Origin of the sequence: Bradyrhizobium sp. LB14.3 (assembly GCF_040547985.1) — a bacterium.
GTDB lineage: Bacteria > Pseudomonadota > Alphaproteobacteria > Rhizobiales > Xanthobacteraceae > Bradyrhizobium.
Window position 1 is genome coordinate 63,782 of record NZ_JBEPQT010000029.1, and the last position, 13,504, is coordinate 77,285.

General features: G+C 63.5%; 13 protein-coding genes. 6 read left to right on the plus strand and 7 right to left on the minus strand.

The features are described 5' to 3' along the window. Positions 1–20 precede the first annotated feature (20 nt). The 5 genes from ABIB00_RS32935 to hpaR form a co-directional block, all read right to left on the minus strand. Positions 21–749 (minus strand): ABC transporter ATP-binding protein, encoded by a 729-nt coding sequence (locus ABIB00_RS32935; RefSeq protein ID WP_148774473.1) that lies wholly within the window; start codon positions 747–749, stop codon positions 21–23. Then, positions 749–2,527: a branched-chain amino acid ABC transporter ATP-binding protein/permease gene (locus tag ABIB00_RS32940; RefSeq protein ID WP_247349817.1), complete on the minus strand. Its 1,779-nt coding sequence runs from the start codon at positions 2,525–2,527 to the stop codon at positions 749–751. Before ABIB00_RS32940 ends, ABIB00_RS32935 begins: the two co-directional genes overlap by 1 nt. Next, complete coding sequence (locus ABIB00_RS32945; protein ID WP_247349815.1) at positions 2,524–3,396, minus strand: branched-chain amino acid ABC transporter permease; 873 nt, start codon at positions 3,394–3,396, stop codon at positions 2,524–2,526. The genes ABIB00_RS32940 and ABIB00_RS32945 overlap by 4 nt, the downstream gene beginning before the upstream one ends. Before the next feature lie 84 nt (positions 3,397–3,480). Then, entirely contained in the window at positions 3,481–4,623 is a 1,143-nt protein-coding gene (locus ABIB00_RS32950) for an ABC transporter substrate-binding protein (RefSeq protein WP_247447299.1), read from the minus strand. 290 nt (positions 4,624–4,913) lie between these two features. Continuing rightward, a complete protein-coding gene (gene hpaR, locus ABIB00_RS32955) occupies positions 4,914–5,372 on the minus strand; it encodes a homoprotocatechuate degradation operon regulator HpaR (RefSeq protein WP_456652062.1) in 459 nt (152 codons plus the stop codon). A gap of 169 nt (positions 5,373–5,541) precedes the next feature. Here hpaR and hpaH point away from each other — a divergent pair, with 169 nt between their 5' ends. From hpaH to ABIB00_RS32985, 6 genes are all read left to right on the plus strand, one after another. Further along, positions 5,542–6,348 (plus strand): 2-oxo-hept-4-ene-1,7-dioate hydratase, encoded by an 807-nt coding sequence (gene hpaH, locus ABIB00_RS32960; RefSeq protein WP_354107225.1) that lies wholly within the window; start codon positions 5,542–5,544, stop codon positions 6,346–6,348. A gap of 30 nt (positions 6,349–6,378) precedes the next feature. After that, positions 6,379–6,777: a 5-carboxymethyl-2-hydroxymuconate Delta-isomerase gene (locus tag ABIB00_RS32965; protein ID WP_354107226.1), complete on the plus strand. Its 399-nt coding sequence runs from the start codon at positions 6,379–6,381 to the stop codon at positions 6,775–6,777. After that, positions 6,770–8,308, plus strand: coding sequence for a 5-carboxymethyl-2-hydroxymuconate semialdehyde dehydrogenase (gene hpaE, locus ABIB00_RS32970; protein ID WP_354107227.1), 1,539 nt, complete (start codon positions 6,770–6,772; stop codon positions 8,306–8,308). Before ABIB00_RS32965 ends, hpaE begins: the two co-directional genes overlap by 8 nt. 66 nt (positions 8,309–8,374) lie before the next feature. After that, positions 8,375–9,358 (plus strand): 3,4-dihydroxyphenylacetate 2,3-dioxygenase, encoded by a 984-nt coding sequence (hpaD, locus tag ABIB00_RS32975; RefSeq protein ID WP_247447302.1) that lies wholly within the window; start codon positions 8,375–8,377, stop codon positions 9,356–9,358. 3 nt (positions 9,359–9,361) lie between these two features. After that, positions 9,362–10,231: a fumarylacetoacetate hydrolase family protein gene (locus tag ABIB00_RS32980; RefSeq protein ID WP_354107228.1), complete on the plus strand. Its 870-nt coding sequence runs from the start codon at positions 9,362–9,364 to the stop codon at positions 10,229–10,231. Positions 10,232–10,256: 25 nt separating this feature from the next. Beyond that, positions 10,257–11,882 (plus strand): thiamine pyrophosphate-dependent enzyme, encoded by a 1,626-nt coding sequence (locus tag ABIB00_RS32985; RefSeq protein ID WP_354107229.1) that lies wholly within the window; start codon positions 10,257–10,259, stop codon positions 11,880–11,882. Positions 11,883–11,892: 10 nt separating this feature from the next. On the opposite strand, the gene alkB is transcribed toward ABIB00_RS32985, so the two are convergent. Both alkB and ABIB00_RS32995 read right to left on the minus strand, forming a co-directional pair. Further along, entirely contained in the window at positions 11,893–12,546 is a 654-nt protein-coding gene (gene alkB, locus ABIB00_RS32990; protein ID WP_354107230.1) for a DNA oxidative demethylase AlkB, read from the minus strand. 9 nt (positions 12,547–12,555) lie between these two features. Then, a complete protein-coding gene (locus ABIB00_RS32995) occupies positions 12,556–13,302 on the minus strand; it encodes a 2OG-Fe(II) oxygenase (RefSeq protein ID WP_354107231.1) in 747 nt (248 codons plus the stop codon). Positions 13,303–13,504: the final 202 nt, after the last annotated feature.

The window sequence follows — 13,504 nt, forward strand, 5'->3', positions numbered from 1 at the left end:
ACACTTTTCCGGATCATGCCCTAAGCACTCACCTTGGCATGGCCGCCGAGATAGGCGGCACGGATGGCTTCGTTGCCCCAAAGCTCGTCGGGTTTGCCGCCGAGCACGATACGGCCGGTCTCGAGAACGTAGCCGTAATCAGCCACCGACAGCCCCATGCGCGCATTCTGTTCGACGAGCAAGACTGTCGTGTTGCGCCGGATCTCGGAAATAATCTTGAACACGGCCTGCACAATGACAGGCGCAAGTCCAAGCGACGGCTCGTCCAGCAGCAGCAGCCGCGGCTTGGCCATCAGTCCGCGCGCGACAGCCACCATCTGCAACTGGCCGCCGGACAGCGTCCAACCCAGCGCATTGGTAAATTTTCGGATATCCGGAAACAGATCGAACATCGCATCCGCCTCGCGCGATATCTCCGAAGTCGCTGCTCGGCGATTGGACGCACCGAGCATGATGTTCTCTTTCACAGTCAGACCCGGGAACACGCGGCGGCCTTCCGGCACGTGCGAGATACCCATGCGGACGATCGCTTCCGGGCCGAGGCCTGCGATCGATTTGCCATCGTACAGGATGTCGCCCGACGTTGGTTTCGCGAGCCCCGAGATCGCGCGCAGCGTCGTCGACTTGCCGGCACCATTGGCCCCGAGCAAGGTCACGACCTGCCCCTCCTCCACGGCGCACGTGACGCCGCGCAGCGCTTCGATCTCGCCGTAGCGCACCACCAGATTGCGGATTTCGAGCAACGGCATCATTCGCTCCCGAGATAGGCGGAGACGACGTCGGGATGACGCAGCACGGCCATGGATTCGCCGTCCGCGATGCGGCGTCCGAAGTTGAGCACGGTGATGTGCTGGGCTGCTTCCGAGACCAGCGTCATGTCGTGATCGATGATCAGGATGGTCAGCCCCTGGGCGGCGATGCGCTTGAGCAGCTCGTGCAGCTCGAGCTTCTCGGTCGAGTTCAGCCCGGCCGCGGGTTCGTCGAGCAGCAAGAGCGTCGGGTTCGAGGCCAGTGCACGTGCGATCTCGATCAGGCGCTGATGGCCATAGGAGAAGCTCGATATCAGCTCGTTGGCACGATTGCCGAGGCCGACGAAGGTCAATGCCTCCATCGCGCGCTCGGTGAGGGCATCGTCGCCCTTCCCGACCATGGTGTTGCCGGGCCGCTCCGCGCCGATCTCGACGTTCTCCAGCGCCGTCATCGAACGGAACAGGCGGATGTTCTGGAACGTGCGCCCGAGACCTGACGCCGTGCGCTGATGCGGCGGCATGTTGGTGATGTCGGTGCCGTCGAGCACGATCTTGCCCGCCGTGGCCACATAGAGGCCCGAGAGCACGTTGAGCGTGGTGGTCTTGCCCGAACCGTTCGGCCCGATCAGCGCGTGCACGCCGCCGCGCTTCACGGCGATGTCGACGCCATCGACGGCCTTGAGGCCGCCGAAATACTTCGAGAGGCCGGTGACTTCCAGCACGGTATCGCCGCCGGTCATCGCCGGCTTCAACTGCAAGGCACCTGCTACCGGAGGCGCCGCGAGCTTGGCGCGCCAGCGCGCGAAGGCATCCGCGACAAAACCCCAGATGCCGTCGGGCATGAAGCGGATGATCAGGATCACGAACAGGCCGTAGATCGCGAGATAAAGGCCCGGCACGCTCTTGAGGAAGCGCAGCCACTCCGGGATCAGGATGAGCAAACCGGTGCCGATCGCCGAGCCGATCGGCGAGGCCACGCCGCCGAGCAGCGACATGGTCAGGAACACGATCGATTCCGCGAAGGAGAACTGATCTGGGCTGACATAGGCGAAGCCGCCGGCGAACAAACCGCCCGCAAGCCCGCCGAGAAGGGCGCAGAGCGCGAACGCGTAGATCTTGGTGCGGAAGACGTCGATGCCGTTGACGCCGGCCGCAAGCTCGTTGTCGCGCACCGCTCGCATGGCGCGCCCGAGCTTGGTGTCGGAGAGATGCCAGACGAGATAGCCGACAATCGCCAGCATCGCGACGCAGAAGGCGAGATAGCTCTGCGACGACTGGAACAGGTCGGGACGCCCGATGTTGGAGACGCCGTCGGGACCATGCGTCAGCCAGATCGCGTTGATCATGACCAGCGTGACGATCTGCTGGAACGAGATCGTCACCATGGCGAGGTAGTGCCCGCCAAGCCGCAAGGTCGACATGCCCAGGAAGGCGCCGGCCAGCAGCGAGATCACGCATCCGCCGACGAGGCAGAGCCAGAAGCTGACATGCAGATCCGTCGTCCCGATGCCGACCGCATAGGCGCCGAGCCCGAAGAACGCGGCCTGCGCCAGATTGATCTGGCCGCACAGGCCGAGCACGACCGACAGCCCGAACACCGCGATCGCGAACGTGGTGGCCTGGAGCAGGATGTTGTGAACGTATCCGTCGAAGCGCATGTTGGCCGCGAGCGCGACCAGGATCGCCGCACCGATGAAATATGGCAGGTGCCGGATCAGCAGCGGCTTCGAGTGAATGGCGGGCGCCGGAATCGGCATGTTGTCGCTGGGGGCGCTCATGCCTTCTCCGCCACGCGTTCGCCGAAGATGCCCTGCGGCCGGAAGATCAGGAAGGCGATCAGGACCAGGAAGGCGAAGCCGTCCTTGTAGGGCACCGAGATATAGGCTGCGCCAAACGTCTCGATCACGCCGAGCGCGAGCCCGCCGATGATGGCGCCGGCGACATCACCGAAGCCGCCGATGATGGTTGCCGCAAACGCCTTCAGCGCGATCGTCGAGCCCATCTGGATCGAGACGAACAGCACGGGCGCGACGAGGATGCCGGCAAGGCCGCCGAGCACCGCCGAATAGATGAAGGTGATCATGATCATGGTGGAGACGGAAATGCCGAGCAGCGAGGCCATTTCCTTGTCCTGCGAGGTCGCCTGCAATTTCTTGCCGAGCAGCGTCTTCTCGAAGAACCAGAAATTGAAGATCACGAGGCAGATGGTGACGCCGATGATCAGGAGATACTGGCTGTCGAGATAGACCGGACCGACCTGGATGCCGGGCGTTTCGAACCAGCCTTCCAGCACCTGCGGCTGCGGGCCGTAGATCGCGAGCACGGAATTGGCGAGCAGGATCGAGGCGCCGATGGTGGCGATGATCACAGGCAGATAGGTACGGTGGCGCAGCGGATAATAGACGCCGAGATTGAAGACGACGCCGACCAGCGCCATTCCGAGGAGCGCGACGATGAAGGCCGCCCAATAGGGCAGACCGGCCTCGACCGCGACGACCATCAGATAGGCCGCGACCATGGAGAATTCGCCTTGGGCAAAATTCACCACATTGGTGGCACGGAAGATCAGCACGAAGCCGAGCGCGACGAGCGCGTAGACGGCGCCGATCCCGATCCCGGTAAAGAGCAGTTGTAGGGCGAGATCCATGACAAGCGTTCTGTTGGAGGTCGAATGCGTTCGCCGAAAAACGTTCCGACCTCCCCGATGATCATCGGGGAGGTCACGTGAACGTCAGTCGTTGAACTCGATGTGCTTGTCGAAGACGATGGCGCCCTTCTCGTTCTTCACGATGTTGTAGCCGTGAAGCCCATCGCCGTTCTGGTCGAAATTGTATTCGCCCTCGGCGCCCGGGAACTTCTTGATCCCGAGGATGGCTTCGCGAATCTTGCCGGGATCGGTCGAGCCGGCCTTGTTGATGCCCGCCGACAAGACGTTGATTGCATCGAAAGTCCAGGAGCTCTGATTGTCAGGCGCGACCTTGACGGAATCACGGTAGATCTTGCCGAACGCCTTCGAGCCTTCGCTGGAATTTTCCGCGTAGTCGGCAACGCCATAGGTATTGTGGAGCGCGGGACCTGCGAGCTTCAGAGCAGTGATGTTGACGATCGAGGGGGAGCCGACCCAGGGGATGTTCACGCCGAGCTGACGGAGCTGGCGGGCGAAGATGCCGAGATCGTTCTCGAAGGTGAAGTAGGAGCCGAGAATGTCGGCGCCTGACTGCTTGATCGCGAGTACGACCGGCGTAAAGTCCTGGCTCTGGTTGGCATAGCCCTGATCGAAGGTCGTGCAGCCAAGCTTCTCGAGCGCACCGGTGAGCGCGTTGCCGCCGGCGGTGCCGAACGCGTCGGTCGAATGCAGCACGGCCCATTTCTTCTTGCCCAGCGTGTTGACGCCGAATTCGGCGATGACGCGGCCGGAATAACTGTCATTGGGACGGAAGCGGAACAGCCACTGATTGCCCATATGGGTGAGTTTCGGATCGGTGCCGCCGATCATCACGGGCTTTCCGAGCTTGATGACGTCGGGTGCCATCGCATGGACCTGGGTCGAACGGATCGAACCGAGGAACCCGACGATGTCAGGTTGAGAGGCGAGCTTGGAGAAGGCGAGCACGATGCCGGGATTGGTGGTCTGATCATCCTCGACGATCAATTCGCCCTGCTTGCCCAGGATGCCGCCGGCCTTGTTGACGGCTTCGAGCGCAAGCTTGGCGCCCTTGATGGCGTAACCGCCGGATTCAGCGGCAGGTCCCGTGACTGGCGCGCACATGCCGATCTTGATGGTGGCGCCTTGCGCATTTGCGCTTTTGATGAGGTAGGGCGCGGCAATGCCGGCAGCAATTCCGGTCGCGAAGTCGCGTCTCGTCAGTCTCATTCATTCCTCCCTGGGGCCGGGCATCCTTGTCGGCCCTTCTTGTCTTGGCTCTATCACTGAATACAGAGCCGGATGCTAGTTACGAATTCTGCCGATACGAGTAAATTGATATTGCGCCAACATCGGCTAAGTGCGCAGATCTCTCGTCCCGCGATGACTACCCGCGATGGTTATCTATTCTGAGCGATTTTTACGGGCTTTTTGCGGATTTCGCTTCGCTCGGCCTGCCCAAGGGATAAGCAATAATGGCAGTCATGCGTGAGCAGACAAGTCATCATGCAAATTTGCCGTCACATATTGTCAGTGATCTCGTCACCCGCGTCGCTGGAAGCGAGACACAACTCCAATTGTCCGAGCATCTCCTGCAACTCGGCGAGCTTGCGCGCGCCGAAGCGTCGCGTGATCTCGGCATAGATCGCTTCGGAGGACGGTGCCACGGAGGCCATCAGCTTCACGCCCTTTTCCGAGATCGAGACCATGCTGCGGCGCTGGTCCGCCTTCGCAGTCTTGCGCTCGATCAGATTGCGCGCCTCAAGATCGCGCAGGATGCGCGACAGGCTCGGTCCGAGCAGGAACGCCGTGCGCGCGAGTTCCGTGACCTCAACGGCATCGATCGCCGCGAGCGCGCGCAGGATGCGCCATTGCTGCTCGGTCAGGCCATGCGCACGCAACGAGGGACGGAATTGCCGCATCACCGCCTCGCGTGCCCGCAGCAGCGACATCGGCAGCGAGCGCGAGAAGTCGCGCATCGGCACCTGTCGCGGGGCGGCGGCGCCGTCGTCCGCTGGATCAGCCGGTCTCTTCAAGATGATGCCCTTTCAACCGCAAAATGTTTGCAGTGCAGCAAGCCAAATTGTGTTTGACGCATTCACTTAACATGTTAAGTATCTTCGGGCACCACGATTTGCAAGATCACAAATGGCGCTTTCCAACGACGATATCCGAGCTTGCGCGAGCCGTCTGCACCAGGCGGAGAGGACCCGTACGCAAATCCGGCAACTCTCGCAGGACTTTCCCGGCATCACCATCGCTGACGCCTACGCGATTCAGAAGGCGTGGATCGAGGTCAAGATCGCCGAGGGCCGCATCGTCAGGGGACACAAGATCGGCCTGACCTCGAAAGCGATGCAAAGCGCGCTTGACATCAACGAGCCGGATTCAGGCGTGCTGCTCGACGACATGTTCTTTGCCGATGGTGGCCTCGTCCCGACGGAGCGCTTCATCGCGACCCGCGTGGAAGCCGAGCTCGCCTTCGTCATGAGCAAGCGCCTCGCGGGGCCCGACTGCACGTTGTTCGACGTGCTCAACGCCACCGACTTCGTCGTGCCGGCGCTGGAGATTCTGGATACGCGGATCGAGCGCGTCGATCCCAAGACCAAGGCGACGCGAAAAATCTTCGACACCATCGCCGACAATGCAGCGAATGCCGGCATCGTGCTCGGCGGACGGCCGATCCGCCCGCTTGACGCCGATTTGCGTTGGGTCGGCGCGCTCTGTTTCAAGAACGGCCAGCTCGAGGAAACCGGTCTTGCCGCCGGCGTGCTCAATCATCCCGCGACTGCAGTCGCCTGGCTCGCCAACAAGATCGCGCCGCTCGGCCTTGCGCTTGAGCCCGGACAGGTCGTGCTCGCCGGCTCCTTCATCCGTCCGATCGAGACCCGCAAGGGCGACACAATTCAGGCCGATTACGGCGCCTACGGCTCGGTCAGCTGTTACTTCGCTTAGGCGAACAAAAAGACAGGGAGTGAAACCGCGATGCCGCATTTCACGATCGAATATTCGGCCAATCTCGACAGCCGCCTCGACATCGGCGCTGTCTGCGAAATCGTGCGCAAGGCGGCGGTCGAGACCGGCATCTTCCCGCTCGGCGGCATCCGCGTCCGAGCTGTCAGGTGCGAGCATTACGCGATCGCCGATGCCCGACAAGACTACGGTTTTCTCGACATGGTGCTGCGCATCGGCGAAGGCCGCGACCTCAAGACGCGCAAGACAGCCGGCGAGCACGTTTTCCAAGCGCTCTCCCGACATCTCGATCCCGTCTTTGCAGCCAGCAAATTCGCTTTGTCGTTCGACATGCAGATCAACGACAAGGACACCAGCTGGAAACGCAACAACATCCACGACGCCCTGAAAGTGGAGGCTGCCCATGGATAAGTCCACACCGAAAGCCGATGTATTCCAGGCCAACCGCGACCGCGTCGCGCCGCTGCTGAAGACGCTGCGTGCCGACGGTATCGGCCACATGATCGATGGCAAGATCGTGCCGTCGATATCAGGCGAGACCTTCGAGACCAAGTCGCCGGTCGACGGGGCGACACTCGCAAGCGTCGCCCGCGGCAAGGCCGAGGATGTCGATCGCGCCGCGACCGCTGCCGCCCTTGCCTTCAAGTCCTGGCGCGACATGGGGCCGGCGATGCGGAAGAAACTGCTGCATCGCGTCGCCGACGCCATCGAGGACAATGCCGACGACATCGCCGTGCTTGAATGCATCGACACCGGCCAAGCCTATCGCTTCATGGCCAAGGCCGCGATCCGGGCCGCCGAAAATTTCCGCTTCTTTGCCGACAGATGCGGCGAGGCGCGCGACGGCCGGAACACGCCGAGCGACGAGCATTGGAACGTCTCCACCCGCGTGCCGATCGGCCCGGTCGGCGTGATCACGCCGTGGAATACGCCGTTCATGCTCTCGACCTGGAAGATCGCCCCTGCCCTCGCAGCCGGCTGCACCGTCGTGCACAAGCCGGCGGAGTGGTCGCCGGTCACGGCCGCTGTTCTTGCAAAGCTCGTCAAGGAAGCCGGCGTTCCCGACGGCGTGCTCAACACCGTGCACGGTTTTGGCGAAGAGGCCGGCAAGGCATTGACCGAGCATCCCGCCATCAAGGCGATCGGCTTCGTCGGCGAGAGCGCGACGGGCTCGGCGATCATGGTTCAGGGCGCGCCGACGCTGAAGCGCGTGCATTTCGAGCTCGGCGGCAAGAACCCGGTGATCGTGTTCGACGACGCAGATCTCGACCGCGCGCTCGATGCGGTCGTGTTCATGATCTACTCGCTTAACGGCGAGCGCTGCACCTCGTCGAGCCGCCTGCTGATCCAGGCCAACATCGCCGAGAAATTCATCGAGAAGCTAACCGCGCGGGTGAAAGCGCTGAAGGTCGGCCATCCCCTCGATCCCGCAACCGAGATCGGGCCGCTGATCCATGAGCGGCATTTGGCAAAGGTGTGCTCTTATTTCGACGTCGCACGCCAGGACGGCGCGACGATTGCCGTCGGCGGCAAGACCTATGACGGCCCGGGCGGCGGACATTATGTCGAGCCGACGCTGGTGACCGGCGCGCATGGCAAGATGCGCGTGGCGCAGGAAGAGGTGTTCGGCCCCTTCCTGACCGTGCTGCCCTTCAAGGACGAAGCAGACGCGATCGAGATCGCCAACGACATCCGCTATGGCCTGACCGGCTATGTCTGGACCAACGACGTCGGCCGGGCGCTGCGCGTCGCTGATGAACTCGAAGCCGGCATGATCTGGCTCAACTCGGAAAACGTCCGGCATCTGCCGACGCCGTTCGGCGGCATGAAAGCCTCAGGCATCGGCCGCGACGGCGGCGATTACTCGTTCGACTTCTACATGGAAACCAAGCACGTCTCGCTGGCGCGGGGCACACACAAGATTCAAAAGCTGGGAATCTAACGCTCGCGATTCCCAGGCGCGCGGAGCGCGAACGGGGAATGACGGGATCTAGAGAGGGGAAACGAAATGCCCGTGCCGCAACATATCTTCGAGCCGCCGTTCAACATCATCCGTTCGAGTCACGTTGTCCTCGATGTGACCGATCTGAAGCTCAGCAGCGCGTTCTACGAGACCACCGTCGGCCTGCATGTCGAGGACGCCGACGACAAGGTCGTGTATCTGCGCGGTTCGGAAGAGCATCAGCATCACTCGCTGGTGCTGCGCAAGGCGGCAGTGCCCGCCTGCAACCGGCTCGGTTTCAAAGTCGGCAATGACGGGGATCTGGACAAGGCCGCAAAGTTCCTGTCCGAGAACGGTCTTGGCTACGCGTTCGTCGATCAGCCCTTCCAGGGCCGCACGCTGCAATTCACCGATCCCTTCGGCTTCCAGATCGAACTGTATGCCTCGATGGACCGGCGGCCACATCTGCTCCGCCGCTACGACCTCTACAGGGGATGCCATCCGCAGCGGCTCGACCATTTCAACGTGTTCGCAGCCGAAGTGCAGGACACCGTCGAATTCTATGCCCGGCTCGGCTTCCGCCTGACCGAATACGCCGAGGAAGACGGACCGAACGGGCGCATTGCGGCTGCCTGGATGCATCGCAAGGGCAATGTCCACGATTTTGCGATCACCAACGGCAAGGGCCCGCGGTTGCACCACTTCGCCTACTGGACGCCAACGGCGATGAACATCATCCATCTCTGCGATGTCATGGCCTCGCAAGGCTTCGTGAAGAACATCGAACGCGGTCCCGGCCGCCACGGCATCTCGAACGCGTTCTTCCTCTACGTCCGCGACCCCGATGGACACCGTCTCGAACTCTACACCAGCGACTACTTCACCGGCGATCACGACCACGAGCCGCTGCGCTGGTCGCTGCGCGATCCTCGCCGGCAGACGCTGTGGGGCGCGCCGGCCCCGCGCTCCTGGTTCGAGCAGGGTTCGCCGTTCGCTGGGCAAGCCGTGCGCGAGCCAAAATTCGTGGCCGACGTGCTGGTGGCGGATTAAGCAATGACCCTCCCTCGCCTCGCCACCTATTCCGTCAAGGGTGCTGTCCGCTACGGCGCAGTCGTCGACGGCGGCATTGTCGATCTCTCCGCGCGCCACGCAAAAGACTATCCGACGCTGCGCGAGGTGGTCGCGGCAGGAAAGCTCGCGAGCCTCGCCGAAGAAGCCGCGTGCCACACGCCCGATCACGCGCTCGGTGACATCATTTGGCTGCCGCCGGTGCCCGCGCCGGAAAAGATCATCTGCATCGGCGTCAACTATCCCGACCGCAACGCCGAGTACAAGGACGGCCAGGACGCGCCGAAATATCCGAGCATGTTCATGCGCTCGCCGCGCTCGTTCGTGGGCCATGACACGCCGCTGGTGCGCCCGCGCGCCTCAGCGCAGCTCGACTACGAGGGCGAGATCGTGCTGGTGATCGGCAAAGCCGGCCGGCACATCCCCGAAAGTTCTGCGCTCGATCACATCGCCGCGCTCACGCTCTGCAACGAAGGCTCGGTGCGCGACTGGCTGCGCCATGCCAAGTTCAACGTCACGCAGGGCAAGAACTTCGATTCCAGCGGCAGCCTCGGCCCGTGGCTGGTGCCCTACACGCAGGAATCGCAGATCGTTGACATCCGCCTCACCACGCATGTCAATGGCGAACTGCGGCAGGACGACCGTACCAGCAGGCTGATGTTCCCGTTCCGCTACCTCATCAGCTATATCTCGACCTTCGCAACGCTCGTTCCCGGCGATATCATCGTCACGGGCACGCCGACCGGCGCCGGTGCGCGGTTCGATCCGCCGCGCTATTTGAAGCCCGGCGATGTCGTCGAGATCGAAGCCGAGGGCATCGGCAGCTTGCGAAATGGCGTCGTCGACGAAGCCTGAACAATAATCGAAATGGAATAGTGCAATGACCACCCTCACCGGCGGCGAAGCGATCGTAGGCGGCCTTGTCGCCCATGGCGTCGACACCGTGTTCGGCCTGCCCGGCGCTCAGGTCTACGGCCTGTTCGACGCCTTCCACCAGGCCCAGCTCAAGGTGATCGGAGCGCGGCACGAACAGGCCTGCGGCTACATGGCGTTCGGCTATGCGCGCTCCAGCGGCAGGCCCGGCGTGTTCAGCGTGGTGCCCGGCCCCGGCGTGCTCAACGCCAGCGCGGCGCTGCTCACGGCGTTCGGCTGCAACGAGCCGGTGCTGTGCGTCACCGGCCAGGTCCCTACGCAATTTTTGGGCAAGGGCCGCGGCCATCTGCACGAGATGCCCGACCAGCTCGCGACGCTGCGCACCTATGTGAAATGGGCGGACCGGATCGAATATCCCGGCAACGCGCCGACCACGGTCGCGCGCGCCTTCCAGGAGATGACGTCCGGACGGCGCGGACCCGCTTCGGTCGAAATGCCCTGGGACATCTTCACCCAGCGTGCGGACACGGCTGCAGCACAGGTGCTGGAGCCGCTGCCGGCACCGCTCGCTGATCCTGATATGATCAAGCAGGCCGCTGCGCTGATCAAGACCAGCAAGGCGCCGATGATCTTCGTCGGCAGCGGCGCGATCGAAGCGCGCGAAGAGATCCTCGATCTCGCCGAGATGATCGACGCGCCTGTCGTCGCCTTCCGCAGCGGCCGCGGCATCGTCTCCAACGCGCATGAGCTTGGGCTCACCATGGCCGCGGCCTACAAGCTGTGGCCGAACACCGATTTGATGATCGGTATCGGCTCGCGGCTGGAGCTGCCGACCATGTCGCGCTGGCCGTTCCGTCCCGATGGCCTGAAGAGCATCCGCATCGACATCGATCCCGTCGAGATGCGGCGCTTCATCCCGGACACGGCCATCGTCGCCGACGCCAAAGCCGCGACCGCCGATCTTGCTGCCGCCGTCAGCAAGACGGGCTACAGCAAGACCGCCGGCCGCCGCGCCGCGATCCGCGAGGCGACTGCGACCGCGCAACAGGAAATCCAGCGCATCCAGCCGCAGATGGCCTATCTCAACATCCTGCGCGAGGTGCTGCCGGCGAACGCGATTGTGACAGACGAACTGTCACAGTTCGGCTTCGCCTCCTGGTACGGCTTTCCAATCTACGAGCCGCGCACCTTCATCACCTCAGGCTACCAGGGCACGCTCGGCTCGGGCTTCCCCACTGCGCTCGGCGCCAAGGTCGCCAATCCCGACAAGCCGGTGGTGGCGATCACCGGCGACGGTGGCTTCATGTTCGGCGTGCAGGAGCTTGCCACCGCCGTGCAGTTCAATATCGGCGTGGTGACGCTGGTGTTCAACAACAACGCTTACGGCAATGTCCGTCGCGACCAGCGCGAACGTTTTGACGGCCGCGTGGTGGCGTCGGATCTGGTCAACCCGGATTTCGTCAAGCTCGCGGAGTCCTTTGGCGTCGCGGCGGCGCGCGTCACCGCGCCGGATCAGTTCAAGGCGGCGATCGAAAAGGCGCTCGCCCATGGCGGGCCGTATCTGATCTCGGTGGAAGTGACGCGGGATTCAGAGGTCAGCCCCTGGGCGTTTATCCACCCGCCGAAGCCGTGATGACAGAACGTCAGCGCGTCCTGCGGAACGTCAGATTGATCCGCTGACGCCCGAGCAGCACGTGCTCGCCGTCGGCCAGCGGCGCCACGCCGTGGTAGGCGAGCCTGCTGGGCCCGCCCCAGACCACGACATCGCCATGCACCAAGCGGAAGCGGCGCGGCTTGTCGCTGCGCGCCATGCCGCCGAACAGGAAGGTCGCGGGCAGCCCGAGCGAGACCGAGACGATCGGCGCCGAATAGTCCAGCTCGTCCTTGTCCTGGTGCAGCGACAGCCGCGTGCCCGGTTCGTAGCGATTGACGAGACAGGCATCGGGCGCGAAGTCATTGAAACTGCCCTGCTCCGCCGCACGGCGGGCGAGATCGCGGAGCACGGGCGGCATCGCGGGCCACTGCGCACCGGTTCGCGGATCAATCGGATCATAACGATAGCCGGTGTGATCGGTGATCCAGCCGCGCTCGCCGCAATTGGTCATGGCCACCGACATCTGATAGCCGCCGGGCGTGGTCATGCGCCGGAACGGCGACTGCGCCACGATCGCGCGTACAGCTACAATCAGCTCGCTCTCGATCGGCTTGACGAATCCGCGCAGCAAAACGGCGCCATCGGCGATCTCCTCGCGTGACGGCTGCGCCTCGGCGACTGTATCGAACAGATCACCCGTCAATCGCAGTGCTCATTTGGCATCATGAAAGATCACACCCAGCGTGTGGCGCTGGCCGGAGCGAATCCGGCTGACGCCATGGCGCAGATTAACGCGGTAGGTGCCGCGTGTCCCCTGCACCGGGCGGTGATGCACGGCAAAGGCGACCGCATCGCCCTGCGTCAGCGGCACCACCTCGGCGCGGGACTGCATGCGCGGACGCTGCTCGGTCAGCACGAACTCGCCGCCGGTAAAGTCGCGTTCCGGCTCCGACAAGAGGATCGCAACCTGGAGCGGGAACACGTGCTCGCCGTAGAGATCCTGATGCAGGCAATTGTAGTCGCCAGCCTCGTATTGCAGCAGCAGCGGCGTCGGCCGCGCCTGTCCCGCCTCGTGGCAGCGTTTCAGGAACGCCGCATGCGCGGCGGGGTAGCGAATGTCGATCCCCATCGCCTCATTCCAGCGATTGGCGACGCCCTGGAGATGCGCGTAGAGCGCCGGGCGCAACTGCGCGATCAGATCGGGCAGCGGGTAGGAGAAATATTTGTACTCGCCGCGGCCAAAGCCGTGGCGGCCCATGACGATGCGGCTGCGGAAGTGCGTGTCGTGAGGATAGAGCGCGGCCGTGGCGCGGCATTGCTCCGGCGTCAGAAGGCCCTTCAGGACGGCGCAGCCCTGGGCGTCGAGATCGCCGGCGATTTGTGGCCAGTCGAGGGTATCGACGTGGGTGGCGAGGTCGATTGGCGACTGAAGCGTCGATTTGCGTGCTGTTGCTGTCATGGCTACGACCTTCGCAAGCTTGGTCCGCTGGGCGCCACCCGATTCCCGACTATCTCTCCGTCATCGCGAGCGAAGCGAAGCAATCCGGGGGCGTTCCGCGGGGACACTCTGGATTGCTCACATGGGGAATGTGTGTGTCAAGGAGAGCAGTCACCTTTTTGTTCGACTGCGGCCACCTCTTCGTCCCGACCGCGGGCTGTGC